Source organism: Tychonema sp. LEGE 07196 (genome assembly GCF_963890365.1).
In the GTDB taxonomy this organism is placed as follows: Bacteria; Cyanobacteriota; Cyanobacteriia; order Cyanobacteriales; family Microcoleaceae; genus Microcoleus.
This window is the reverse complement of the sequence record NZ_CAWPRX010000047.1, coordinates 48460-73143: the sequence shown is the minus strand read 5'-3', so window position 1 is coordinate 73143 and position 24684 is coordinate 48460. Positions and strand designations below refer to the sequence as shown.

At 46.9% G+C, this 24684-nt stretch carries 21 protein-coding genes and 1 other RNA gene; 13 read left to right on the top strand and 9 right to left on the bottom strand.

Annotated elements, in window-relative coordinates:
• The first annotated feature begins 11 nt into the window (after positions 1 to 11).
• Entirely contained in the window at positions 12 to 1358 is a 1347-nt protein-coding gene (locus AACV78_RS06350) for an O-antigen ligase family protein (RefSeq protein ID WP_194010004.1), read from the top strand.
• Positions 1359 to 1611: 253 nt separating this feature from the next.
• Here the strand turns inward: AACV78_RS06350 and AACV78_RS06345 are convergent, their stop codons facing one another.
• Together AACV78_RS06345 and purD are read right to left on the bottom strand one after the other, a co-directional pair.
• Positions 1612 to 3777 (bottom strand): HAMP domain-containing sensor histidine kinase, encoded by a 2166-nt coding sequence (locus AACV78_RS06345; protein ID WP_194010003.1) that lies wholly within the window; start codon positions 3775 to 3777, stop codon positions 1612 to 1614.
• A gap of 417 nt (positions 3778 to 4194) precedes the next feature.
• Positions 4195 to 5475 carry a phosphoribosylamine--glycine ligase gene (gene purD / locus AACV78_RS06340; protein ID WP_194010002.1) on the bottom strand — a complete coding sequence of 427 codons (1281 nt, stop codon included), beginning with the start codon at positions 5473 to 5475 and terminating at the stop codon, positions 4195 to 4197.
• 337 nt (positions 5476 to 5812) lie between these two features.
• Between purD and AACV78_RS06335 the strand changes: the two genes are divergently transcribed.
• Both AACV78_RS06335 and ssrS read left to right on the top strand, forming a co-directional pair.
• Positions 5813 to 7129 carry a 5-(carboxyamino)imidazole ribonucleotide synthase gene (locus AACV78_RS06335; RefSeq protein ID WP_194010001.1) on the top strand — a complete coding sequence of 439 codons (1317 nt, stop codon included), beginning with the start codon at positions 5813 to 5815 and terminating at the stop codon, positions 7127 to 7129.
• Positions 7130 to 7179: 50 nt separating this feature from the next.
• Positions 7180 to 7367, top strand: a non-coding RNA gene (ssrS, locus tag AACV78_RS06330) — 6S RNA.
• A 76-nt stretch (positions 7368 to 7443) separates the two neighbouring features.
• Here the strand turns inward: ssrS and AACV78_RS06325 are convergent.
• Complete coding sequence (locus AACV78_RS06325) at positions 7444 to 8442, bottom strand: MrcB family domain-containing protein (protein WP_194010000.1); 999 nt, start codon at positions 8440 to 8442, stop codon at positions 7444 to 7446.
• A gap of 262 nt (positions 8443 to 8704) precedes the next feature.
• Here AACV78_RS06325 and rpmI point away from each other — a divergent pair, with 262 nt between their 5' ends.
• The 6 genes from rpmI to AACV78_RS06295 all read left to right on the top strand — a co-directional run bounded on the left by rpmI (position 8705) and on the right by AACV78_RS06295 (position 13485).
• The gene (gene rpmI / locus AACV78_RS06320; protein ID WP_194009999.1) at positions 8705 to 8902 is read left to right on the top strand and encodes a 50S ribosomal protein L35; all 198 of its coding nucleotides are present in this window, start codon (positions 8705 to 8707) and stop codon (positions 8900 to 8902) included.
• Positions 8903 to 8921: 19 nt separating this feature from the next.
• On the top strand, positions 8922 to 9278 hold the full coding sequence (gene rplT / locus AACV78_RS06315; protein ID WP_194009998.1) for a 50S ribosomal protein L20: 357 nt from the start codon (positions 8922 to 8924) through the stop codon (positions 9276 to 9278).
• A gap of 265 nt (positions 9279 to 9543) precedes the next feature.
• Entirely contained in the window at positions 9544 to 10074 is a 531-nt protein-coding gene (locus tag AACV78_RS06310; protein WP_194009997.1) for a tetratricopeptide repeat protein, read from the top strand.
• Positions 10075 to 10313: 239 nt separating this feature from the next.
• Positions 10314 to 10691, top strand: a complete 378-nt coding sequence (locus AACV78_RS06305; protein ID WP_194009996.1) for a response regulator — start codon at positions 10314 to 10316, stop codon at positions 10689 to 10691.
• Complete coding sequence (locus AACV78_RS06300; RefSeq protein ID WP_194009995.1) at positions 10688 to 11296, top strand: chemotaxis protein CheC; 609 nt, start codon at positions 10688 to 10690, stop codon at positions 11294 to 11296. Before AACV78_RS06305 ends, AACV78_RS06300 begins: the two co-directional genes overlap by 4 nt.
• Positions 11293 to 13485 carry a sensor domain-containing diguanylate cyclase gene (locus tag AACV78_RS06295; RefSeq protein WP_194009994.1) on the top strand — a complete coding sequence of 731 codons (2193 nt, stop codon included), beginning with the start codon at positions 11293 to 11295 and terminating at the stop codon, positions 13483 to 13485. The genes AACV78_RS06300 and AACV78_RS06295 overlap by 4 nt, the downstream gene beginning before the upstream one ends.
• A gap of 537 nt (positions 13486 to 14022) precedes the next feature.
• Here the strand turns inward: AACV78_RS06295 and AACV78_RS06290 are convergent.
• The gene (locus AACV78_RS06290; RefSeq protein WP_194009993.1) at positions 14023 to 15027 is read right to left on the bottom strand and encodes a hypothetical protein; all 1005 of its coding nucleotides are present in this window, start codon (positions 15025 to 15027) and stop codon (positions 14023 to 14025) included.
• Positions 15028 to 15679: 652 nt separating this feature from the next.
• Entirely contained in the window at positions 15680 to 16657 is a 978-nt protein-coding gene (holA, locus tag AACV78_RS06285; RefSeq protein ID WP_194009992.1) for a DNA polymerase III subunit delta, read from the bottom strand.
• Positions 16658 to 16836: 179 nt separating this feature from the next.
• Here holA and AACV78_RS06280 point away from each other — a divergent pair, with 179 nt between their 5' ends.
• Positions 16837 to 17577, top strand: coding sequence for a DUF1868 domain-containing protein (locus AACV78_RS06280; protein WP_194010020.1), 741 nt, complete (start codon positions 16837 to 16839; stop codon positions 17575 to 17577).
• Between the two features lie 466 nt (positions 17578 to 18043).
• Positions 18044 to 19345: a precorrin-6y C5,15-methyltransferase (decarboxylating) subunit CbiE gene (gene cbiE, locus AACV78_RS06275; RefSeq protein ID WP_194011268.1), complete on the top strand. Its 1302-nt coding sequence runs from the start codon at positions 18044 to 18046 to the stop codon at positions 19343 to 19345.
• A 160-nt stretch (positions 19346 to 19505) separates the two neighbouring features.
• Here cbiE and AACV78_RS06270 read toward each other — a convergent pair whose 3' ends face one another.
• From AACV78_RS06270 to AACV78_RS06255, 4 genes are all read right to left on the bottom strand, one after another.
• Positions 19506 to 20375: a CPBP family intramembrane glutamic endopeptidase gene (locus tag AACV78_RS06270; protein ID WP_194011267.1), complete on the bottom strand. Its 870-nt coding sequence runs from the start codon at positions 20373 to 20375 to the stop codon at positions 19506 to 19508.
• A gap of 252 nt (positions 20376 to 20627) precedes the next feature.
• The gene (gene lpxD / locus AACV78_RS06265; RefSeq protein ID WP_194011266.1) at positions 20628 to 21668 is read right to left on the bottom strand and encodes a UDP-3-O-(3-hydroxymyristoyl)glucosamine N-acyltransferase; all 1041 of its coding nucleotides are present in this window, start codon (positions 21666 to 21668) and stop codon (positions 20628 to 20630) included.
• A 143-nt stretch (positions 21669 to 21811) separates the two neighbouring features.
• The gene (locus AACV78_RS06260) at positions 21812 to 22126 is read right to left on the bottom strand and encodes a YkvA family protein (RefSeq protein ID WP_194011265.1); all 315 of its coding nucleotides are present in this window, start codon (positions 22124 to 22126) and stop codon (positions 21812 to 21814) included.
• A 391-nt stretch (positions 22127 to 22517) separates the two neighbouring features.
• Complete coding sequence (locus AACV78_RS06255) at positions 22518 to 23633, bottom strand: SPFH domain-containing protein (protein WP_194011264.1); 1116 nt, start codon at positions 23631 to 23633, stop codon at positions 22518 to 22520.
• 318 nt (positions 23634 to 23951) lie between these two features.
• Between AACV78_RS06255 and AACV78_RS06250 the strand changes: the two genes are divergently transcribed.
• Positions 23952 to 24272 carry a DUF433 domain-containing protein gene (locus tag AACV78_RS06250; protein WP_015178791.1) on the top strand — a complete coding sequence of 107 codons (321 nt, stop codon included), beginning with the start codon at positions 23952 to 23954 and terminating at the stop codon, positions 24270 to 24272.
• On the top strand, positions 24265 to 24600 hold the full coding sequence (locus AACV78_RS06245; protein WP_015178790.1) for a DUF5615 family PIN-like protein: 336 nt from the start codon (positions 24265 to 24267) through the stop codon (positions 24598 to 24600). Before AACV78_RS06250 ends, AACV78_RS06245 begins: the two co-directional genes overlap by 8 nt.
• The last annotated feature ends 84 nt before the right edge of the window (positions 24601 to 24684 follow it).

Genomic DNA, 24684 nt, shown 5'->3' with positions numbered 1-24684 from the left:
GAGGTAAAGCCATGAAAGATATTTTAAGGGTGCCGATGTTTGCGTTGATGCTTTTCTGTTTAGCGGCCATCTTCTGTGTAACTCTTTATATTTTAGTCGCACGCTATCCCAAATTTGGTGTCACATTAGAAAAGATTTTTGTGGTGATATTTTTTTTAACCTTCACTGGTATCACTGCCATGCCCTTTCCTAAACTCCATCCTAGCGTTTTATATAACTTTAACACTACACCCCCAACAATTATTGGTCAAATTGCTATTTATAGTGCAATGATATTAATGTTATTTCCTCGCTTAACTAAAACTATCCATAAAATAGTTTATCTAGTCATTAAATGGATATCAGGAGACCCTTTTTTGGGTTTGTTTTTGTTGATGGTGACTCTATCTGGCTTGTGGTCACAAACTCCTGAAATTACTTTACGGGCTGTTTGCGCTCTGTGGCAAATAACACTGGTTTCTATTTATGTCGGCAAACAGTATAGTTGGTCGGAAATTTATGGATTATTGAGATGGCTAAGTGCTATATTAGCTTTGTGGGGAGTTGTGAAAACAAATCCAGCAGCGGACGGTTGTTGGAGAGGAGTGGTCGGTCATAAAAACCCTTTTTCTTTTCAAATGGCTAATACTGCTTCTTTATGGATATTATATGCTTTTAAAGAAAAGAAATATCGATATTTCTCCTTATTTATAACCCTAATAGCTTTAGTGGGGTTGCAAAAAGGTTGTAGTGGTGCTAGTCGAATTTTGACAGTGGTATTAATCAGTTTGTGGAGTTATCTAGCCCTATTAAAAAAATTACCTGTAAAATGGGCTTTTGTCTGCTTTATATTATTTTTGGTGACGAGTATAGGTATAAGTATTTTAGTATTAAATAATTTAGAGGCTATTGTTGTCGATGGTTTGCAAAAAGATATGACTTTAACGGGTAGAACCGATTTTTGGCCTTTAATTATTGATCGAATTAATCAAAATAATCCCCTATTTGGTTATGGGATGGCAGGATTTTGGCAGCCTTGGCGTGGCTTGGACAATCCAGCTTACGGAATTGTGGTAGTTAAAACTGGTTTTGTGCCACCCCACTCTCACAATGGTTTTATCGATCTACTTTGCGAACTGGGTTGGGTCGGATTGTTGTTGTTTATTTTGTCATTTTTTAATAATATATTTAGAGGTATAAAGTACTTAGTTAAAGAAAGTTTTCCCGAGTCAGCTTTGCCTTTGTATTTATTAACATTTATGCTAATGACTAATTTGACAGAGACGGGATTATTTGGGATTGGGACTTGTTGGTGTTGGTATGTAGTTTTATCGGTAAAATTGAGCTTAGATACGACAGATAAGGATCATAAAAAATGATGATGTCAGTATTTTGTCAGACTGATTAATCCGGAGACTCGATCGCACAACGTTTAGCCTGAACTCCAATAATAACTAATACCATGTCCGGTTAATTACCATAACAAAAGCGGAGCGCACGTGCGGAATGCGAGTCTGATGTAGTAGAAAAAACTTGCATTCCGAACAACGATCGAACCTGACGTATATCGGTCAGTCAAGACCTCATTTTTTTGAGAACTGTTATATATAGAATGGTGTGCGTAAGTCTAGTTTACTTAACATGACTCGAAGTTGTTTCAGTCTCAACCTGTGCTTCCACCGGCCAAGCATTTTCCATATCTAGTGATTGTTTTGGCTGATAAACTGCTAAGTCAAACCAGAAAGTCGTACCCACATTAACTTCGCTCACTAAATTAATTTTAGTGTGGTGCTTGTCAATAATGTTGCGGACAATCGAAAGACCTAATCCCGTTCCTTCTAGAGTGTGAACTCGGTTTTCTACCCGGAAAAAGCGCTCGAAAATTGCTTTTTGGTCGGCGGTATCTATACCAATACCAGTATCAGAAATTTCTATCCGCACTACCGGAGAATCTATGGAATTAGGTAATAAGTTGTGGTTCCCGGATGTGTCGTCTTTGTTGGTTATCTCCTCCGACTCTATCAAATACGCTCGAATTGCCACTTTGCCGCCAGCCTCGGTAAACTTTAAGGCATTTCCTACTAAATTTGCAAATACTTGCAGCAGCAAATCGTAATGACCTAAAGCGGGCGGCAAACACGGGTCAACTTGTTGCTCTAATTCGATGCCTTTATCCTTGGCATTTAACTGATAAGTCCGCAGGGTTTGTTCAACTGCTTGCGGGAGGTCAACGGCCTCTAATTCATAGATTCGGCAGGATTCCAGGCGCGACAAGTCTAACACGTCGTTGACTAAACGGGTGAGGCGATCGGTTTCTCGATTGGCAATTTCTAGAAATTCCCGGCGCTCGCTTTCTTGCAGGTCTTCTCCGTACTCGTAGAGAGTTTCAATAAAAGATTTGATATTAAATAAAGGCGTTCTCAATTCGTGAGAAATATTGCTAATAAAATTGCTTTTAGCCTCATTTAATTCTACTTCGCGGGTGATGTCCTGCACTGTCATGGCGATGCCTTTGAGACTTTCTCGGTACTGTCCAGAACCTTGATGTTTGGAGGCTTCTTCGTAGAAAGTACACTCTACTGCGATCGGGCGTTGCGACTCGGTACAGGTATTTTCTTCGTCGCGGACGCAGCTTTTGCAAAGCGGTTCTGCACCCGGGGCTTTGTGGAGAATTACGGTGGTTAGCAGAATCCGAATTGTGCGGTTAACTGGTTCTTTTAGAGAAATCCGAAATTCGCCGCCTTCGCGATCGCCCGCAGCTATTTCCTGCAGGGGTCTTGCCAAATCGCGCTGCACTTCTGCTGGTAAAATCTGCAGGACATTAATTCCCATCGCATTTTTACCTTCCCATCCAAAAATCCGCCGGCCCGTTGGGTTGACTAAAATTACCTGCAAATTTGCATCCAACAACAGCGCCCCGTCAGCAATAGTTGAAACCAAAGTTTCTAACTTCGCTTTTTCTGCTGTCAACTCTTCAATATTTTGTTCTTCATAACTTTCGAGTTTTTCAGCCATCTCGTTAAAACTGCCGATTAACTCACCCAATTCTCCTCCTAAAGGCAGGTCAACTCGCTGCTTAAAATTCCCGCCCGCGATATTTTTGACTCCGAAAACTAATTGTTTGATCGGGTGAGTTATGGTCAGGGCATTAAATACAGCGCCCAAAATTACCATCACCCAAATCGTGACAAATACTGCTAATGTGACATCCCTAGTCAGATTTGAAGAGATAACTGCTGCGGGATTGGGGTTAATGCCGATCGCCAAAACTCCCAAATACTTGTCTTCGTGAATTAGCGGCACAAATACGTCGGTAACTTCTCCATCGGGTGTCAAATGCTGCCGCACCAAAGGCACAGAAGTCAAATTTCTCGCCTCAATGTCGGCGATAAAATTATCCGGGAGTTTAATTTGGCGGCGCAGTGTCAGGGAAGTACGCACCTCGGATTCGGAGAAAGGTATTCCCAGAAAAATATCTCCTCCTTCGTCGGCGTAAAGCATATAGCGGACGCTGGAGGTGCTGCTGTAAAATTGTCGGGAAAAGCGGGCGACTTCGGAGCGATCGTTCTTCGCAATCATTGGCGCCACATTTGCCGATAACAGCAAGCCGAGGTCGCGGCCGTAGCGGGTATCGTTAAGTCGGGCATCTTCCTGGATAGTATTCACGGCCCAGAAAGTCAAGCCGCTCATAATTAACGAAACTACGAGGGTAGCAGCAGCCATCAGGCGAGTCTGGAGGGTAAAATCCGACCACCAGCGGGCAATAATTTCTCCGATTTTGTTTAGTATGGCCAGCATTTTACCAGTTCACCAGTTCAATATTAAAAACAAGATTAAGTCATTAGTCAGTAGTCAGTAGTCAGTAGTCAGTAGTCAGTAGTCAGTAGTCATTAGTCAGTAGTTAACAGTTAACAGTCAACAGTTAACAGTCATTAGTAGTGCGGGTGTCCCCGCTCGCTTTTCGTCATGGGTCATGGATCGTGGGTCATTAGCGATCGGGCAACAAGGTAAAAGGGAAGAAGATATACACAGCAATCTTTTTAGCGATCGATATTTCACGTTTAATTAAGTAAATTTGCTCCCATAGAGTTTTTGGTCGATCGAATTTTCTGCAGCGACTTGTCCGCTACCGCCACCGCAGAGATGCCAAACTTCATTGTTACACTTCTACTTTGAGAATGCTTGGCTTTCCGATGGCGGTCGATCGCGCAATGCCTAATTGCTGCTATCGCCCAGCGCTCGACGGCCGATGTCGCGGCGACAGTAGACACCTTCAAATTGGATGCAATCTACCGCTGTGTAAGCTTTGTTTATAGCTTGTTCCAAAGTTTCCCCCGTCGCAGTCACGCCCAAAACGCGGCCGCCCTCGGTAACTAACTGCTGCTTCAACTGAGTACCGGCGTGAAACACCTCTGCACCTTTGGCTTCAGCTTCCTCAATACCTGTAATAACTTTGCCTTTTTGGTAACTTCCAGGATAGCCCCCCGAAGCCAAAACTACGCACACAGCAGCCCCCGACTTCCAGCGAATGGGATATTCGCCGAGACGCTGCTGACAACAAGCCAGCACCAAATCTTCCAGGGGAGTTTCCAAGAGGGACAAAACCGCTTGAGTTTCGGGATCTCCGAAACGGCAGTTAAATTCTAAGACTTTCGGTTCTCCTTCCGCTGTAATCATTAAACCGGCGTAGAGAACGCCCCGGTAGTCGATATTGCGTTTTTGCAGCGCTGCGATGGTAGGTTCGAGAACTTCTGTTTGAATCCTTTCCATCAGTTCCGGGGTAACAATTGGGGCTGGGGCGTAGGCTCCCATACCGCCTGTGTTGGCTCCCTTGTCGCCTTCGCCGATGGCTTTGTGGTCTTGGGCCGGCAGCAGGGGTTCTACTACGATTCCGTCGGTGAGGGCGAGAATCGAGACTTCTTGACCTGTTAAAAATTCTTCGACAACGACTCGGATGTTATCGCTGCCGAATTCGCCGCGGAAAATGGTGTTGATGGCACTGTGAGCCATTTTGATGGTAGTAGCAACGGTGACTCCTTTGCCTGATGCGAGTCCGTCTGCTTTGATGACGATGGGAATTCCTTGCTCCACAACGTAGGCTTTGGCGGCTTCTGCGTTGGTAAATACGGCAGCTTTGGGTGTGGGGATGCCTGCTTCGAGCATCAATTGTTTGGCCCAGGATTTGCTCGATTCTATTTGGGCACCGGCTTTAGTGGGGCCAAAAATCATCACTTTTTTTTGTTGGAAGTAGTCAACGATGCCTAGCGATAGGGGCAATTCGGGCCCTACTATCACTAATCCGATGTTGTTGACCATCACAAAGCGTTCGATGCCTTGGAAGTCGTCGATGTTGAGCGACAGATTTTGACAGCCTTTGGTGGTAGCTGTGCCACCGTTGCCAGGTACGCAGAAGACTTGTTTAATCCGCGTAGATTCTAGCAGTTTTTTTACGATCGCGTGTTCGCGACCTCCATTCCCCACAACCAAAACTTTCACAGCATCCTCACCTATAAATTTTGTTCTCTGAATGTTTGATTTTCAGTGTTTGCACCTGTCTATCTGCTTTTTGCAGCGCCCTCAATTATGCCATGCTTGGCGCTAGGCAATTGCTAGATGTGGCACTTTTCTGGAATGCTGCTACTCAACCGGTGTTTCCCAACGGCTGGGTTCGTGCAATATTTAAAGAGTTTCACCGGAGATATTTTAGAGGTAGAACTTCTAAAACAGCTAGTAAATCAAACTATTTTCTAGCTATCAAATGTTCAATCAATGTAATTCATCCGGGGACAAATTGGGATAAAATAGTCAGGTTGATACAAGGAATTTTACTCAGATGAAATCAAATCTAACCGCTGCAAGTTCGCCTGCCAAATTTAAGCGGGTGGGCGTTGTCGGTGGCGGCCAGCTAGCTGCGATGATGGGGGATGCTGCTAGGGCGCTTGGCGTGGAATTGGTAGTGCAAACTCCCGAGGCTACTGACCCGGCTGTTGCTGTGGCTGCGGGTGCTGTTTTGGCGGCTGTTGATGATGTTTTGGCTACGGCTCATTTGGCGGATGACTGTGATGTTGTTACTTTTGAAAATGAGTTTGTAGATTTGGATGGTTTGCGCGTTTTGGAACAGCAAGGTGTGTTATTCTTGCCTGGTTTGTCGTCACTGTCTCCGTTGTTGGATAAGTACGTGCAGCGCTGTTATTTACAAGATTTAGGTTTGCCAATTCCGAGGTTTATGGCGCTCGACAATCTGGCTTCTTTGCACCTAGATTTGGGACGGAAATCGCAGGGGAAGCAGATGCAAACGGGTGCGGGGGACGATCGCATCCTGAGTGAAGTGGCGATCGACAATTTGGCAATTTCTGTTTCCAACAGCGCACAGATGCAAGGAGACTCGGATTTTTGGGCGAGAGATTTTCCCTTTGTCGTCAAAGTTCGCCGCCACGGTTATGACGGCCAAGGTACTTTTATTGTCAAGGATCGGGAGAGTTTTGAGTCAATTAGTGCTAAGCTGAAAGGTCAGTCTTTACTGGTAGAAGAGTATGTGCCGTTCGATCGCGAGTTGGCCGTGATTGCTGCTCGATCGCCCGCTGGAGAAATAGCGATTTATCCGATTGTCGAAACCCAACAGCAAAATCAGGTTTGTCGCGTGGTAATCGCGCCCGCCGATATTAGTTTAGATGTGAAAGCCGAAGCTGGTGCGATCGCCCGTACTCTCCTCAACAGTTTGGAAGCTGTCGGCGTATTCGGCATAGAATTATTTTTAACCGCCGACAATAAGCTGTTAGTCAATGAAATTGCCCCCCGCACCCACAACTCGGGACATTTCACCATCGATGCTTGCGAAACTTCACAATTTGAACAGCATTTGCGCGCAGTTTGTCAACTCCCTTTAGGCAATTGCGATTTGAAATGTGCAGGTGCTGTGATGGTAAATTTGCTCGGCTACGAGTCTGCCGAGTCCGATTATGTAGAAAAACGAAAACAACTGGCACAAATTAGTGGCGCTTTTGTACATTGGTATGGTAAGAAACTATCGCGTCCCGGTCGCAAACTCGGTCACGTTACAGTTGTACTCGACGCAGAATCGGTGCAAAATGGGGAAACTTCGGCGAGTGCGATCGCTCAAACCGTAGAATCCATCTGGTATGCAGCTTAAATTGCTCAAAGCTTGCCAAAATCTGGTTAGTTGCTGTATATTAAATAAAGGTTCTACTGCGACGTTGGTGACTGCCAATAATGTTTTTTTGATCTATAACTCTTAACTCTCGGGAATCAAGATGTTTGGACAGCAGTAAACTGGGCTTGTACCCAGAAACTTTAAGTCCGAGCCAACGGTGCCCACCTGGTAAAATACCAGGTCAAAAGCTGAGGTAAGACGGCGTTGCGGGGAGCCATTATAATTTCGATTGAGATAGGCGCTGTGAAATACGGCCAGCCTATTTTTTTTTGATATAAACGCCTTTACTCATACTACATCTTCAAGTTTTGCCTCAACTCCTCTACGGTTGGCGTTGGTTTAATTCGATGAATCATACTATGGCAATTTGAGCATAGCACAGTAAAATCATTAAGCGGATCTAGTTGAATCTTTGCCCCGCTCAAGTTGGAAATTGGAACATTATGATGAGCTTCTATGTATCCTCTGCCTATTTCTCCGTATCGAGACTCAAAATCAAAACCGCAAGCTTTGCACTCATATCCTTGCAACTCTTTAACTTTTCTAGATAACGTCTGATTTCGTTCTGTTACTCGATGAAGTCTATACTTTGTCGGATCTTCAAACCATTCTCTTTCTGTTTCATTGTTCTTAGCCTCCTTCTTCAACGAAACCTCCTGGAACAAATCAGAATCAGCCTCCTCCTTCAAAGAAACCTCCTCAAACAGGGAGAAGTAAATTTCAAGCATTTTCATAACATCGCCTACCAACTTCTTATCGTCAGGAAGTGATTCCCTTGAATAAAACTTCGATGCTATGTTTCCTGCTTCATACGCAACTCCAAGCCTTCGAGCAGTAGTTGTCTTTGGAATCGAATCAAGCTTAAGATCGAGAGGATCTGAAAATTCCCTGAGCTTGTCAGAACCAAGCTTATCTTTAAATAGTTTTGCTTGACCCCTTAAAATTTCTCTCGACACCCCAAGTCCGAACTGATCTCTTTTATCTGCTATTCCTTGATTGAGAGAAAGATAAACGCCAGAGAAGTCAGCGCGAAATAAATAAACACAGTAAAACCCCGACATGACACTCTCAGTCACAAGCTTGTTAAATATTGCTATCCAAGGAACTTTAGCCCAAGAGCCATTACCTGCTGAAGCTTTTACCCTATAGATTTCTGGTAATTTTAACGAACCACTTATTGATTTCGGCACTACATTTCTGACATAACGAGCAAATGAATGTCCCTTGAAGTTGTCGTTACTGACCACTGGATATTCAAACATGATTTTTTCAAGGGACTCTCTAAGCGCCATAACCAATAATTAATGTTACATCTTCGATTTAATTATCGTGCCTCACCAGCAGCTTTCAAATATTAACCCTGCGGATAACCCAGGGGTATAACCCTTAATTATACCGCTACTGCGGTCTCACATTCGCTTGCGCGGTGTCAACTGCCACCAACAACTGCAAGATTAGCCGATCGCCCATCCTGACATATCGCCGCAAATCTCCCTTGCAGAAAGTACCAAAAACGTGATACCTTTAAGCCTTGTGTCCAAATAACACCAGCTCATGCCAAAACTCAAAACTCGCAAAGCAGCCGCAAAGCGCTTTAGAGCGACCGGCACCGGTAAAATTGTGCGCCGCAAAGCCTACAAAAGCCACTTGCTGCAACACAAAAGTTCAGCTCGCAAAAGCCGTCTATCTAAGCTGGTCGTCATTGATGAGACCAACGACGCTAACGTCCGGTTAATGCTTCCATACTTGTAAAGTTTAACGGAAATTAAAAATGACACGGGTAAAACGCGGTAATGTCGCCAGAGCGCGCCGCAAAAAAATTCTCAAGTTGGCCAAGGGTTTCCGAGGCGCACAGTCTAAACAGTTCCGCACAGCTAACCAGCGGGTGATGCAGGCCCTGCGTAACAGTTATCGAGATCGCAAAAAACGCAAGCGCGATTTCCGCCGCCTGTGGATTGCTCGGATCAATGCCGCATCTCGCCTACACGGTACGAGTTACAGCAAGCTGATCGGCAACATGAGGAAGGCTAATATCGAAATCAACCGCAAAATGCTGGCACAAATGGCAATCATTGACCCGGCAACTTTCGGTAAAGTGGTAGAAATGGCCAACCGAGCTGCTGCTTGAAAGCTCGATCGGTTTTGAGCAGGAAAAAAGCAGAAGTAGGAAAGATTTAGCTATCTGCCAGAGAAGGAAAACTCCTGATAAATTTAGGAGGTTGAGACTAACTTTTCCTTCTTTGTTCTTACTTCTGAATTCTTGCTTTTTCCGCAATCGCGATCGCCCTATTCGATCGCCACGTGTTTTTTATACAGTTGCAGCAAATTTTCAAGATTGCTCGCGCATTAAAATAAATAAAACCCTCCACAGACCTACCTAATTTAAAAAAAACATGGATAGTAATTTGCTGATTGTTTACCTGTCAGTTCTGCTGGCTATACTTGGCAGCAGTTCCTGGTTTATTGTCCGCCAAATTCTCAAAACTCGGAAGCTGGAAATGTCTCTGGAACGCTTAGAAAATAAGCTGACCACCGAAAAAGGCACAGCACAGGAATACTACCAACTAGGAAGTATCTATGTAGATAAGAAGCTTTATTCGCAGGCTACCGTACTGTTTCAAAAAGCTCTGAAAGCCCAAGAATTAGAAGGCGATGAAAATCCAGCGTTTATTTACAACGCTCTGGGTTTTGCACACTTCGGCCAAGAACAATACGACATCGCGATCCGCAATTACAAAGAAGCCCTGAAATTGGATCCCGAATACGTTACATCTCTCAATAATCTGGGTCACGCTTACGAGCGCAAAAAATTAATATCTCAAGCCTTGGAAATGTACGAACAAGCTCTCGCCTGCGATCCAGATAATGCCACTGCTAAAGGACGAGTAGAGTCCCTCAAAAAGCGTTTGGTAATCTATAACTGAGCGCCGGTTCGCACGGAGCAATACAGTTCCCGCAAACCTGGTTTCTCTCAGAAACCGGGTTTTTTATTTTCAGAGAAAAAGATACTCAACTATTCAATACATTAATGCGTTAATTTTTAAGAACAGCAATTCGACCGATCGCTCGATCGCGCGCCCTCGGTGCAGTTTAAACTACTGTCAAGATAAAAGCAGTACCTGCAACGCCAGTCAGTCCTAAACAATAGAAGGAGGAGAACGTAGTGACATCAATTCTCGTTGTCGAAGATTCGTGGTTGACTCGCAGGGTAATCTGCAAAATCCTGCGAGCAGAAGGATACGAGACTTGGGAAGCATCGAGCGGCCCGGAAGCTCTAGAACTGCTGGCCACTAAAACCCCAAACTGTATGCTCTTGGATCTGTTGATGCCGGAAATGGAAGGTAGGGAAGTCCTGCAAGCCATGCGCGATCGAGGATATAAAATTCCAGTCATCGTAATTACCGCAGACATTCAATCCACCACCCGTTGCGAATGTATCGATCTCGGAGCCCTAGCAGTCATACACAAAATGCCCAACTCAGACGAACTGCTCGGGTGGATCAAAAAAGCTCTCAGTCCCAGCGAGGAGAGTACCCAATGAAATTAACCGATCGACAGATCGATGCTTTGCAAGAACTTGTCAACATCGGTATCGGTCAAGCTGCGGGGATTTTGAACGATATGATCGAATCTCCCATTCGCTTGCAAATCCCCTCCCTCCAAATCCTTTGTCCCACCGACTTACAAGCACAATTAGAGGGACACCTCAATGGCGAACAAATCGCCGCCGTCCAGCTCAAATTTACAGGCTCCTTTGGAGGCATTGCTCAGCTAGTCTTTCCCACCAACAGCGCAGCCAGTCTAGTCACCATGCTGACCGGGGAAGAAGCCGGAACTCACGACCTAGATTCAGTCAAAATTGGTACGCTGAGTGAAGTAGGAAATATTGTCATTAACGGGGTAATGGGTGCAATCAGCAACGTACTTCAACAACGCCTGAATTACTCAATTCCCAATTACATGGAAGGGACGATCGGTAGTTTGCTGATATCTGGCGGTTTGACTACTGATACAGTTGTTTTATTAGCCCAGACCCGTTTCATTATTGAAAGACTCCACGTTGAAGGAGATATCATCCTCATTTTCAATGTCAATTCCTTTGACACCTTGTTGGCTGCAATCAATCAACTTGCCGGGGGTCTATGATCCAAGAGAGCAAAACTATTGAGGAAAAGTTTGGAGTTCTCGACAGCGTACCAGTCGGCGCGTGTTTGCTGCGAGACGATTTTGTGGTGCTGTTTTGGAATGTCTGTCTCGAAGACTGGACGAAAATTCCCCGCGACCAAATCTTGGGAACAAATATCAAAACTCATTTTCCTCACCTAAGCCAGCTAAAGTACGCAACTCGCTTCGAGCAAATCTTTGCAGGAGGCCCGCCAACAATTTTTTCTTCTCAAATTCACAAGCACCTGATTCCAGCAACTTGGCAAGACGGCCAGCAGCGCATCCAGCAAACTACTGTGACGGCTGTCCCTGCACTCCCACCCGGCGTTGCCGAACTGGATGTCGTCGGCTTGGTTCGATCGACTGTGGAGTTGGAACCAGAAGGTATCGCACCACCAGCAGAAGCAGTTGGTTCTCCAGCGCCCTCAAAGAGTGGGAGTTCAATTTGGCCTTACGACTTTTTGGGATCGAACGGCCAATCGTTTTACGCCCTGTTGGTGATTCAAGACGTGACCGACCTCACTCACCGCATCCAAGCTTACCGCACCATGCGGGATCAAGCTTTGGAAGAAGTGCAAGTGCGCCAGCGCGTCGAGGAAGAATTGCGCGAGAGCCAACATTTCATCCAGCAGATTGCAGACGCGGCACCTTATTTGCTCTACATCTACGATTTGACCGAACAGCGCAACGTCTACGTTAACGGTCAGGCTTTTAAATTGCTCGGCTACCATCCCCAAGAAATTTTACAGATGGAAACGGCTTTGTTTTCCAGTTTGGTGTACCCAGAAGATTTGGAGAAGGTTTCCGCCCACCTGCAAAAATTTCCCCAGGCTCAAGACGGCAGCATTGTTGAGTTGGAGTACCGACTGAAACATCGATCGGGCCAATGGCGCTGGTTCCGCTGTCGCGATCAAGTGTTCGCCCGCACAGCATCAGGTGAACCCGAACAAATTTTCGGCACCGCTCAAGATATTACCGAGTACAAGCGGGCAGAAGAAGCGCTGCGGCAGCAAAACGAACGGGAACTGCTGATGGCGACAATTACTCAGCACATCCGCCAGTCTCTGGATTTGGGCGAAGTGCTCAGCACGACTGTCAACGAAGTACGCCAGTTCCTTCAAGCCGATCGAGTGATGATCGTCCGCTTCCACCCCTGTAGCGGCAATCTCTGCGCTGCACCCACGGGGTCAGTAACAGTAGAATCTGTAGCTCCCAACTGCAAGCCGATGCTGGGGGAAACCCTAGACAATTTCTCTTTTGACGAGTTCTATATCGAAGCGTACCAACATCGAGCAATCCGACCCGTGGCCGATGTCTCGGCGGCCGATTTGCCACCATATCAAATTGACTGGCTCGCACAATTCGCCGTGAAAGCTTATTTGGTAGTGCCGCTAGTACAAGGAGAGGAGTTGTGGGGGCTGCTGATGGCGCACCAGTCTCGTCCCCGACAGTGGATGCAGTTAGAGGTGGAGTTGCTGTCGAATCTGGCCGCCCAGTTGGCGATCGCGATCAAGCAAGCAGAACTCTACCAGCAATTGCAAGCAGCCAACCTCAAGTTAGAGCGTTTGGCTACTTTGGACGCACTCACTCAGCTAGCAAACCGCCGCCGGTTCGATCAGTATTTAGACATCGAGTGGCGCAGACAAGCCAGGGAACAAACGCCTCTGTCGCTGATTCTGTGCGATATTGATTCTTTTAAAAGTTACAACGATACCTACGGACATCCAGGGGGAGACGAATGTTTGCGGCAAGTCGCCGGCGCGATCGGCCGTTCAGTCGATCGTCCCGCCGATTTAGTAGCTCGCTACGGAGGCGAAGAATTTGCCGTAATTTTGCCAAATACCGAGATTCAAGGAGCCGTGCGAGTAGCGGAACACATACAGCTCACAATCGCAGCTTTGCAGCTTCCTCACGCTGGTTCTCAGGTAAGCCCATACGTCACCGTCAGTCTGGGTGTAGCGAGTATGGTTCCTGCCTTTGAATCGGGTGCCTCGATTTTGATTGCTGCAGCCGATCGAGCGCTATATGAAGCTAAACGACTTGGGCGCGATCGCATCCAAGTTTACCAAGTAGACCCTGCCTCACCCAAAACCAACGGCACAGCAACTCCCGCGCGCCGGGAGGAGTTTTCCCGGCCCAATACTAATTTCCCGTCACCGACAAGCGTTTGACTTCTGCCCATATTTGTGCATTGGGAACAGACACTGGCAAGAATGCCGGATTAATACCGCCTGAGATTTAAGACTTTAGATTAAAAATTAAATAATTTAATAATTGGCAATAATATCCTGGGCGATCGATTTAACATAACAAAAACGGTTCGTAGTGCGTCCTGGTGTCAGCCTAGGAACCAATCGCGAGCTCGGTCAATCGACCGGAAACCATATAAGCTGTTGCGCCAGAAAGATTGTGTGCGGCGATCGAAATGGCGATCGGGAGCGGGCTTAATAATTTTTGATGGATTCCCGAAATATAGGATTTAAATCTAGTAAAGCCATTGGGGAGCATCTGGTGTTTTGCATTTTAGCGTGCGAGCACATCAAGAACTCGCACTATCATCAAAAAATGCTTTTTGCAAAACACCAGATGCTCCTACCCATTGATACATTTAGCAGTATCCCCGTCTCCCCATACCCAGTCTAATTTTGGGCTTTCACATCATCCCAAGAAATCCCCCACCCAACGAGTCCATCTTGAAACAGAAAAGCTTAAGGCGCTGCCGCCGCCCTGCGGTTGGCCACAATCAGATTAGCCTGATACTCTGCCGCTTTTTGCTGAGCCTTTTGATAGTTGGGGCTAGTTGACGGCACGGCTCTCATCAGCCCAACCGCTTTCTGCCACTCGCTTGCTACTGCAATCCACTCATTTTGAGACTGAGCCGTCTGGGCCAACACAGCCGCCTTCTGAGCGTTGTTAACGCCTTCTCTCCAAGGATCTGGCTTAGGCGCGACGGCTTTTGGTGCAGGAGAAGCTGCCTTGGGCGCTGGAGATGTCGGAGCTGGGCTGGCGGGCGCTGCTGTGGGAGAGGCTTTGGGTACAGGAGAAGCTGGCTTTGGAGTTGCGCCAGATGCGTTTGGAGAGGGTGCGGTGGGGGTTTTTGATGCAGATGAGGCTTTGGGGGAGGGGGAAGCAGCTTCGGGGACGCTTGGTTCTGGGTTCGAGCCGCCAAAGGGCAAATTTCCCGTGAAGTAAAGCCCTGCGATCGCCACCACAGGCACTAAGATACCCACAGGTATTACCCATTTGGGGAATTGTTTTTTCGCAGGCGTGGCTATGTCTTCGTGTTCGTGTTCGTCTTCGTCGCCGTCATCTCGATCGAATTCTGATTCTTGATAATAGTCTTCGTCTTCGGGTTCGACATCATCTAAACCTATAGAATCATCAGGTATTCCACTCTCGGAGGGGTAAAGCGACTCTTCGGGCATCAGATTTATTTCATCTTCCCACGCAGCCGAGCCGTCACCTGTTCGACGCCCGTAAACCTTGACAGTATGAATTGATTCAACTCCCAAATTCGTCATCCCGTTGCGGATGAAATCGACCAATGCCATTTGACTCGGTACTTTGTCTGACTCCAGAATTATGTGGAGGCAGCCGTTGTCCCGCGTCACGTCAGCGTTGATGCCTTTGGGTTTGAGTGTACGGTTGATGCTAGATGCGATCGCTTCTGGATCGCCCTGCTTGAGAAGTTCCTGCAGGTTCTGTTGTGTCATGGGTAGCGCTCTTTTTTTTTTGGGGGGGTGGAGAGCCGGCAAATAATATTATTAACCGATCGGCGTTAGGCGGCGGACAATATTTATCAGCAAATGGGGTTGAAAACCCCGTCCTTTGAGGACGGCTTTTTTCCATTTTTCAGTAAAATAACAAACCCATCTTAACAAATAAATATGGTAGAATAGATAAATCAGACAAGATGTAAAAACCTACCTCCGGACTGGGGGAAAGTCTACGCCCAAAACATTTTTGAGGAGATATGACTACGCAGCTACGCTGCAAACGTAGTCAGCCTGGGAACCCACACTTGCATGGGATATTAAGACCCAAATGTCTTAAGAATCCTCGTGCCTTTAGGCCGAGGAGTGTCAATTACCACATTAGCTTCTAGTGCGGCATTCTGAGACTATTTCTCCTATCTATTCAAAACCTTTTGACCTGCGATCGGGCATCAAGCACCTACGCGCCAGCAAAATTTGTTGTAAAACTTTACAGTAATCCCGCCCAACACGGATATTTGCTGTCACAGAGTCGCCGCAGCCCCAAATTTTAGTATCTCCTGCAAGCTCCGGCGATCCATCTGTCGAGTGCATTGAAAATCTAAAATCTAAAAACGACGCTTCGGGCTGCAGATGCAGGGAAAATAAGACATCAGCGAAACAAGCTAGAAAGTTCTATAACTTTGGTTTGCAGAGTTGAGATTTCTTCCCGGCCCCGTTTTAAAGAAGCTTCTAATTCTAGGAGCAAAGGCAAACTTTTTTGCAGTTTTTCTAAGCTGGCGTTCTTGACTTCTTGACGAAAATAGTATATGCGTTTGGGATTGCCGAGGTCTAAAGATCGAGCAATTTTATCGTCGCCCTCGCCCGCTTGGATCATTGCCTTTACCCACAGCCAAATCCGAAACTTACCAGTCAAGCCTGCCACAATCCTCAAACCAGGCTCGTTTTTTGCCGCTAAGCCCGCCAATAACTCCAAAGCGCCTCCCGTATTGCCCTCGCGAATTGCATCGGCTAGTTGGAAGGTATTCTGGGCGTGACAGTGCACTAATGCGGCTACTTCCTCCGGGTTGAGAGGTTGGCTGCGGTTGCCGGCAAAGAGCCGTAATTTTTCTAATTCGCTGTATAGCTGACGGGTATCGCTACCGATGGATTCGGCCAAAAGTTCGATCGCCGTGGCGGTCAATTTGACGTTCATTTCGCCGGCAACTTGGCGCGCCCGCTGGGCTAATTCCTTGTCATTCCAAGGCGGAATCGGTGAAAATTCGCGAAATTCGCCGGACTTGTTGAGTAGCTTGGTAGATTTGAGCCGGCTGTCGGGTTTTTTGACGGATGTCAGCAGCAAAACTGTTGTAGGGGGAATCACCGGCAGCGTCCGTTCCAATTGGGCCAAGAGTTCTGGAGGGCACTGCTGGGTGAGAGTCGTATTTGTCAGCCAGACAAAACGGCTGCCGGTACCGAAGGGGGGTGTTAAGGCTCGATCGAGTCCTTCGATCACTGCTTCGGGCCGATCGGCAATTATCTTGTCATAGTTAAAACTAGCCCAGTTGGGGTCGAGGACTGTTTGGCGCAATTTTGTGACTGCTTGCGCGATCGCAAAGTCGTCTTCCCCCCAAAATAGGTAAAACTGCATATTTAAAGCTCTGTACAGGAAAAAATTTGAGTCGCACGATCGTCGGCTTGTCCAACATATCCTGAATCCGACTGTTGGAAGCCCGCACCATAATATAAAATTTGGTGTGGGAGTATTTCACCGCGAGGAAATCAAGATTGGATGATACTTATCAAGCTTACGTAAACCGGGTGGCGCGAATGACGCTGCTGGACTCCTATAAGTCCCAGATGGAACACATCCAGGAATCTCCAAAATTTAAGCCTGATGAAGCCGGTCACAGAAATCCTGTACCTTTTCCGGGTTATTCGGTGATTACGCCACCTGCGGGGGAAGATGCAGAAAATACTGCTCTTTATAGTAATTTGCAGTCAGTCCAACAACGGCTATTGCAGGAAATCGCGGACGGTGCGATCGTAGCACTGCCTCCTGATAGCTTCCATTTAACCGTGGCAGATCTGATTTGGAGCAGCGCTTTTCAAGATGCTTCTGAGAACAATCCAGAATTTGAGAAGCAACTGCGCGATCGAATGAAAGAGTGTTTTGCCACCTGCAAACCCTTGGCGGGCGGCCCGGAGATTCGCTGGACTGTGCTGGGGTTGATGGTGATGACTAGGGCTGTGGGTGTTTGTTTGGCACCGACTGACGAAAACTCTTACAAGCAAATTCTAGAGTTTCGGCGATCGATCTATCAAAATCCCGATTTAATTGCTTTAGGAATTGAACAGCAATATCATTTGACGGCACACATTACTCTGGCTTATTTTGGGGACACCGGGCCGAATTTAGACCGCGATCGTTTGGCCGCCGTGATGTCTGAGTTAAACGACCAATGGCTTGACACCCCACAAGAACTGTGCGTGCACCGAGCCGAACTGCGGAAGTTTGACGACATGACTAGCTACGTGCGGCAACCGGATTGGCCTGTTTTTGAATTTTAAGGAAGCAAGAGGGGAGAAGGAAGAAGGAAGAGGGAAGAAGGAAGAAGGAAGAGGGAAGAGGGAAGAGGGAAGTTCGGCAACGAGCTAGGTAGGGAATTTAACGGATACAAGTCAGAATTCAGAGGACTCAATCAAGGAAAATTCTCCCCACTCTCCATTCTCCCCACTCTCCATTCTCCCCTTCTCCGCCTCTCCCATCTCCTCTGTTTCAAGGGTCAGGATACTGCCTATAGCGGTTCTCACAAAAGTGAGGTATGCCCGATGCCCGATGCCCGATGCCCGATGCCCCATGCCCGATGCCCCATGCCCGATGCCCCATGCCCGATGCCGGATAGTGCCTCATCTTTCGCTTGAAAGGCGATATTAAATGCTTTAATTATTCTGGCTTGGTAACAAAATCAAGCAAAAAATTTATGATAAACCCGGAAAAATCAGTAATTCTGGTTTTTTACTTTTTGCTTAAATAGTGACTGTACACGTTGTTGGTATTGGTTTAGATGGAGCTGCTGGGCTGAGCGAATCGGCGCGGCAGGTTGTAGGAACGGCTGCTCTGCTGGTAGGGAGCGATCGACATTTGAGCTATTTTCCCGATCGCGGCCGAGAGCGCTGGGTGTTGGAAGATTTAACCGAAGCAATTCTCGAAATTCGGCGCCAGCTGGCGGAAGTACCGCAGTTAGAGGCGGATGCGGAAACTGTGGAAAGGGGCCGAGGTTCGATCGTCATTTTAGTAGCCGGCGACCCCATGTTCCACGGCTGGGGAAAGTTACTAATTTCGCAAATTCCGCCAGATAAATTGACATTTCACCCCCATGTGAGCTCGGTGCAACTGGCCTTCAACCGCTTGCAAATCCCGTGGCAGGATGCTCATTTTGTGGCCTCCCAGGGACGTTATTTTGAGGAACTGACGGCAAAACTTAAGTTAGGTGTGGAAAAAATTGCCGTGCTCGCGGACGAAACTCTCACTCCGGCGGCTTTAGCAAATTTGGTGAAAGCTCTAGATTTGCCGGCACGCTATCAGTTTTGGGTTTGCGAAAATTTGGGTTCTCCAGAGGAGAAGGTTGGCTTGTATTCTCTAGAAGCTTTGCTGCGAGAGTCTTTTTCACTTCTGAGCGTGGTTGTAATGCAGAGGGTGTTCCCGCCTGCAGAAGCTTTGGATTTGGCAAGTTTGCCTTCGTTGGGGATTCCCGATGCAGCTTTTATCGGTGGCGGCGACAGGCTTGGTTTGACGGTGGAACGGGAGGTGCGGGTGTTGGTGCTGGCACAGTTGGCTTTGCGGCCGGAACAAGTTGTCTGGGATGTGGGTGCTGGTAACGGTTCTGTGTCGATCGAGATTGCTCGTTTATTCCCGCAGTCTGAGGTATACGCGATCGAACAAACGGTTTCTGGTACTTCTGCGATCGAACTTAATTGTAGTCGTTTTGAGCTGCAAAACGTGCTTTCGATTCATGGCAGGGCACCGGAAATTTTGCACCGCTTGCGCCCGCCGCACCGGATTTTTATTGGCTGCTGCGGTGAAGGGCTGACCAAAATTTTGGGCGTTTGCGCCCTGCGGCTGCTCGCTGGAGGCTCGATCGTCCTAGCTTTGGATGTTTTTGAGGATATTGCTACTGTTTTGAGCTGGATTGGCGATCGGGTGCGCCGGGAACCGCACTGGAGTTACCGAATTCTGCAAGTGCAGTTGTCGCGTTCTATTTCTGCGGGCAGTTTGACTCGTTTTGAGGCGCTGAATCCAATTTCGATTGTGACTATCGATCGACATTTGAATTAATGTCTGATTTTTAACCGCAGATTAATGGCTGTGTTATCTATGTTTTGGTTGTAGTTTTTGTTCCCGCTTGATTGAATCTAATCTTTTTTTTACCGCAGAGGGCGCAGAGGGCGCAGAGGAAGAGAATAGGTAATTTTAAAGGGGTTGGGGGTATTAGGTTTTAATTTTTAATTAACAAAAGTACGGCTGCTGTTGCTAGCAGTAGCAATATTCCGGCTGCACCGGCTAGAGGTTTTGCGGCAATTCCTGTAATCCATTCCGGTACCTTAGAAGTTGGTTTAATTGCGCCTTCTGTATCTACGGTAGTTATACCCCAAATCCAAGCTGCGTGAATGCCCGTCGCCAATCCTAAACTACCATTGTCGGCGATGCGGGCTAAGGTTAAAACCATGCCCATCAGCCACAATCCGGGCAGTTGCGGTAGGGTTTCTTTGGCGGCCCAAATTAGGTGGGCGATCGCGAAAATGAAACTGGCGATCGCACCTGCTATTAATATTGAGTAATCTTGCTGGAGGATTGTTTGCAAGCAGCCGCGAAAGATTAACTCTTCTGTGGCACTAATCCACAGTCCTAATAACAGAGTCAGCAGACTAGCAGGATTAATGATTAATGCCCAGAAATTAATGTTGTTTTCGCCTGTTTCGGTGGAAGTTTCACTTTTTTTTAACTCGATCCAGCCTGCGGTTAATTGTAGACCGAATAAAATTACTAAGCTGATTATTCCTAATCCTAATCCCTCCAGTAATGACATCAAAACTGCGGGTTGCCAATCCCAACCCCAGCTAGCAAAAGATGTGTTTTCGATCCAACTTGTCGCCCACAAAATGAAGGGTACAATCAGGTATAGGGAGGCGAGTAAAGGTAGTTTTTTGTTTCCCAGGGGTTGGGGCGGATGCCATTTGAGGGCGATCGCCACCACCGTTGCTACGGGTAGCCACACAGCAATCCAAGTTGCGAAAAACAAGATTATTTTGATAATTGCTGGTATTGATGGCGACATCAGTCGCAGGTTGTTGATACTATTCCACATTTAATGGGTTGCAACTATAATACTTTTGATTTTTGATTGTTGATGGTTGACTGTTGACTGTTGACTGTTAACTGTTAACTGTTAGTTGTTAGTTGTTATTGGGGATCGAGAATTGGCAATTGGGAATTCGTAGCAAGTAACCAATAACCAATAACCAATAACTACTAACAAATTCCCAACAACTACTAACAAATTCCCAACAACTACTGCCAACTGCCAACTGCCAACTGCCAACTGCCAACTGACTACTGACTACCGATCGATCTTGCGCTGAATTTGCCTTAGAGACTGGTACATTTCGGGCAAACGGTTGTAAATAGCTGTGGCTTTGAGAAATAGTTTGTGGGGAATTGCTGGAGTGCCGGTGACGATCGCACCTGCGGGTACGTCGTTGTGAATTCCGGCTTTGGCTGTGGCGATCGCCCCATCTCCGATTTTAGCTTGATTGGCAATGCCAACTTGACCTGCCAAAATTACATTGTTGCCAATTTTCACCCCGCCAGCCATGCCGACGTGAGCGGCAAACGCGCAATTTTTCCCGACTTGACAGCCGTGACCTACCTGTACTAAATTGTCGATTTTTGTATTCTGGCCGATGCGGGTTTCTCCGACGGCGGGCCGGTCGATCGTGCTGTTGCAGCCAACCTCAACGCCCTCTTCTAATACGGTGCAGCCAGACTGCTCCATTTTCACCCATCCTGTGGCTGTCGGCACGAACCCAAAACCTTCGCTGCCGATCGCCGCACCGCTGTGAATCACGCAATTTGCCCCGATGCGAGTACGTTCGTGAATCACGCAGTTAGCGTGTAAAACAGTGTTTTCGCCTATTTCCGCATCCGGGTAAATTACGACATTTGGGTGAATGCAAGCGTTGCTGCCAATTTTGACTTTGGCTTGAATTACGCTGTGGGGCCCGATATAAACATTTTCACCAATTTCTGCGGAGGGGTGAACGACGGCTGAGGGATGTATTTCGGATGCTGGGCGAAACGGTTGATAGAAAAGGGCGATGGTTTGAGCAAATAACAATCGGGGATCTGCTGCGGCTATCCAAGCGATGTTGCGATCGCTGCATTGAGCTTGCAGGTTTTCGTCTAAGGGTAAAATTAAGGCGGAAGCGTTTGTAGTGGCTGTATGACGCGCAAATTTAGCTCCTTCTATGTAACCGATCGTACCGGGTGCAGCTTCATCAACTGGGGCGGGGCCTGTAATTTCTCGATCGTCCGCGCTGGAGAATTTGAGGCTGTGGTTGTTGGCTAAATTCAGTTTTTCTACTATTTCGCTAAACTTCATTTATAAAAATTTGTTGTTAACACAGATGGATCATAGTTAAAAGTACCAGCTTTGGAGCACGATCCGAGCAGTTGGCATTGAAAAAACAAAAACCCCGACTTCTGACAGAAATCGAGGTTGCAGGGATCGATTGTTTTGGGCAATTATTGTACAGAAACTGCATCTACGTCAACGGTGCTGCCTTTGGCTTCAGAAGGGCTGCCGGTGGCTTGGGATGCTGTGGCTGTCTCTGTTTGGCGGGATTTAAAATAGTCGGTAGCCATTTGCGAGACTTCCGAAATCAGCAATACTGCGATCGCCAAGTCGTCAATTTGTCCGATTACGGGGAGAAAATCGGGCGCAATGTCGATCGGGCTTACTAGATATGCCAACGTTCCCAGAATAATCCACCAGCGGTACTTGGGGTTGCGGAGCGTGTCGCGATACCAGTTGTAAACAGATTGTATAGAAAAGTTCATGGGGTTGTCCTCTCGTTATATTTTCAATCTTGACAAATTATCGCTCGAAACGCTTGTGGAGATATCCCCCCTAAGATTGGGAAGAGACTTCTACCTGGGAGTACAGGGAATTGGGGAGGGACAATTTGTCAATCTTTGTCCGAAAGGCGGGGACTCTTGACAACGCCCCTACAGAAACCTGACAGATGAAAGGCGATGGAATTAATCTGTGTTGATCTGCGTCGATCTGCTGTTTAAACAAATCTTCATCTATTAATTGTATATCGTGATTAAAGCAAGTTACTTAGATTGGGATTTTTAAACAGCAGATATTAACAGATAAACACAGATGAACGCTGATGGGATTTATCTGTGTTTATCTGCAGTTTAAACAAATCTTCATATCTTTCAATCACGAATCTTGAAACACCCATTTTTGGTCGCCGATCGCAATTTCGCAACCGTTCGCTAACCAAAAAGGGTCGTTAGCAGCCAACCTCTGTCCGCCCACAAAAGTGCCGTTGGAACTGCCGCTATCGACAAGTTGATATCGCTGTTTGCCAACTTCGTCAGTGGCCCTGCGAATCTGGGCGTGGTAGCGCGAACTTTGCGGATCTTGCAATACTAAAGTGTTAGTTGGTTCGCGTCCAATTGTAAAAGGATTTGCCGTTAGACCGATCGCCTGTCCCGAAAATTTGTAGATTAAATATGCGGTGTTTTTGCGATCGCTGCTGGCGAGTATCGTCGGTGCAAGTGAAGGTGAATTTCTCGCAGGTGGGAGACTGTTTTGGGCGAGTTGTTCTGTCAGTTGTTGTAAATCGCGATCGAATGCTGCTGCTGTGTCAGAAGCTGGAAGACTCGCGGGAGAATGACCTGAAATTAAGTTTAACTGCTGTACTGGCGCTTGAGGCGCGATCGGGCGGCCGGCTTCGGCAATTCTCATTTGCAGGGCGGCGGCATTTTCTGCTTCCTGTCGAGCACTCATTCCCTCAACTTGGCGAATAACTCCGTTGGTTTCGGGAAAGCTGACATCGCCAATTCGCACGTCTTCTAAGTTAAAACCCAGTGTATAAAAGTCTTGAACGCGATCGAGCAAATTTTGGCGCAGCAAGAGCCGGCCTTGGGTGATAAGCTGTTGTAGGGGTATTTGCCCGATCGCTAATCCCATACAATCCTTAACTGCACTTGCTAAAACAGCTAGAGGATCGGACAATTCCAAAGCTACTCGTTTCGGATCTATAACTTGATAAATAACAGTCAGAGTCGCATCAATTAAAAATCTATCCTTAGACAAAAAATCTCCGTGCGACTGTACATCCAAATTGCGGAGTTTGGTGTCTACGATGACAATTTGACACTGTTCCAGCAGGGGAAGGGCGAAGCTGAAATGCCGCCCGGATTTCAGGGTACGCACGGCGCGGCCGTTTTTGACCAACAGCCCCGTGTAACCCGCCCCGATAAAGTCCATACTAAACCCGGCCCAGCGTTCGGGTGTGACGGTTTGAATTAGGGGAGAGGCGTTGTTCATGACAGGGAGTTGAGGGAGGTTTGATTCTATTTTTAGGGTAACAAATTGCTGGCGGCGAGCGATCGGGCGGTGTGCCGGTTCGGCAACCTCTATTCTATACTTCTGGACTCCCCCCGATTCAGGCCGGACTGGATCTAGTTTGCATCTAGTTGGTGGTGAGGGCGATCGAAATACTGTTCGTAGGGTGCGTCAGATCCTTCAAACCGGTTGAAATCGAAAGAATTAATGTCTAACGCACCCTACAATTTGGTTTAACTGTGACTATTTGTGCTAATATTAAAGAGCTTAAAAATTACCAATTAATAGCCTTTAACTATAATGTCTAAGGAATCCGTCATCACAGAACATATCGAAATTACGCCTGGGGTACTTGGTGGTAAGCCACGCATTGCTGGTCATCGAATTGCTGTAGCACACATCGCCGAAATGTATCTGAAAATGGGAATTTCTATAGAAGAAATTGCCGGCAAGTATGACTTACCACTTGCCTCAGTTCATGCAGCAATGACCTATTATTACGATCGTCGAGAAGAAATCGATCGTCACACTGCTGAAAGTCGAGCTATTGTGGAAGAATTAAAGCGTAATAGTCCACCATCTCCGTTACAAGAAAAATTGAGGGCAATTAGAGGTGAGTGAGCAAATTCGTTTTCATTTAGACGAACATATTGACTCTAATATTGCGCGCGGTTTACGTCGTTACGGGATAGATGTGACGACAACAGTTGATGCAGGGTTGCGTACTAAAAGCGATGAGTCACACCTAGCGTTTATTCGCGAAGAGCAGCGCGTGATATTAACTCACAATGACGATTTTTTAATTATGGCAAGCGATACCACAGATTATCCGGGGATTGTCTATTGTCCTCCTAATTCTCGTTTTGTTGGCGAGATTATCCGTAGTTTTATTTTAATTTATGAAGTGTATGCGCCTGAAGAAATGATGGGGAGGATTGAATATATTTGACATGATTTTAAGGCGATCGCACTTTCGGAAAATAAGGGCGATCGCACTTTAAGATTGAGGAGGGGAGAGGGGCTATCGCTCTGG

Bases quoted from the DNA above. Each gene is read 5' to 3' on its own strand.
- AACV78_RS06260 (WP_194011265.1), bottom strand. From the start codon at position 22,126: ATGAACTTTTCTATACAATCTGTTTACAACTGGTATCGCGACACGCTC.
- AACV78_RS06280 (WP_194010020.1), top strand. From the start codon at position 16,837: ATGACGCTGCTGGACTCCTATAAGTCCCAGATGGAACACATCCAGGAA.
- AACV78_RS06310 (WP_194009997.1), top strand. From the start codon at position 9,544: ATGGATAGTAATTTGCTGATTGTTTACCTGTCAGTTCTGCTGGCTATA.
- AACV78_RS06325 (WP_194010000.1), bottom strand. From the start codon at position 8,442: ATGGCGCTTAGAGAGTCCCTTGAAAAAATCATGTTTGAATATCCAGTG.
- rplT (WP_194009998.1), top strand. From the start codon at position 8,922: ATGACACGGGTAAAACGCGGTAATGTCGCCAGAGCGCGCCGCAAAAAA.
- AACV78_RS06250 (WP_015178791.1), top strand. From the start codon at position 23,952: ATGTCTAAGGAATCCGTCATCACAGAACATATCGAAATTACGCCTGGG.
- AACV78_RS06345 (WP_194010003.1), bottom strand. From the start codon at position 3,777: ATGCTGGCCATACTAAACAAAATCGGAGAAATTATTGCCCGCTGGTGG.
- AACV78_RS06295 (WP_194009994.1), top strand. From the start codon at position 11,293: ATGATCCAAGAGAGCAAAACTATTGAGGAAAAGTTTGGAGTTCTCGAC.
- AACV78_RS06270 (WP_194011267.1), bottom strand. From the start codon at position 20,375: ATGTGGAATAGTATCAACAACCTGCGACTGATGTCGCCATCAATACCA.
- AACV78_RS06290 (WP_194009993.1), bottom strand. From the start codon at position 15,027: ATGACACAACAGAACCTGCAGGAACTTCTCAAGCAGGGCGATCCAGAA.
- lpxD (WP_194011266.1), bottom strand. From the start codon at position 21,668: ATGAAGTTTAGCGAAATAGTAGAAAAACTGAATTTAGCCAACAACCAC.
- AACV78_RS06335 (WP_194010001.1), top strand. From the start codon at position 5,813: ATGAAATCAAATCTAACCGCTGCAAGTTCGCCTGCCAAATTTAAGCGG.
- AACV78_RS06350 (WP_194010004.1), top strand. From the start codon at position 12: ATGAAAGATATTTTAAGGGTGCCGATGTTTGCGTTGATGCTTTTCTGT.
- AACV78_RS06300 (WP_194009995.1), top strand. From the start codon at position 10,688: ATGAAATTAACCGATCGACAGATCGATGCTTTGCAAGAACTTGTCAAC.
- rpmI (WP_194009999.1), top strand. From the start codon at position 8,705: ATGCCAAAACTCAAAACTCGCAAAGCAGCCGCAAAGCGCTTTAGAGCG.
- holA (WP_194009992.1), bottom strand. From the start codon at position 16,657: ATGCAGTTTTACCTATTTTGGGGGGAAGACGACTTTGCGATCGCGCAA.
- AACV78_RS06255 (WP_194011264.1), bottom strand. From the start codon at position 23,633: ATGAACAACGCCTCTCCCCTAATTCAAACCGTCACACCCGAACGCTGG.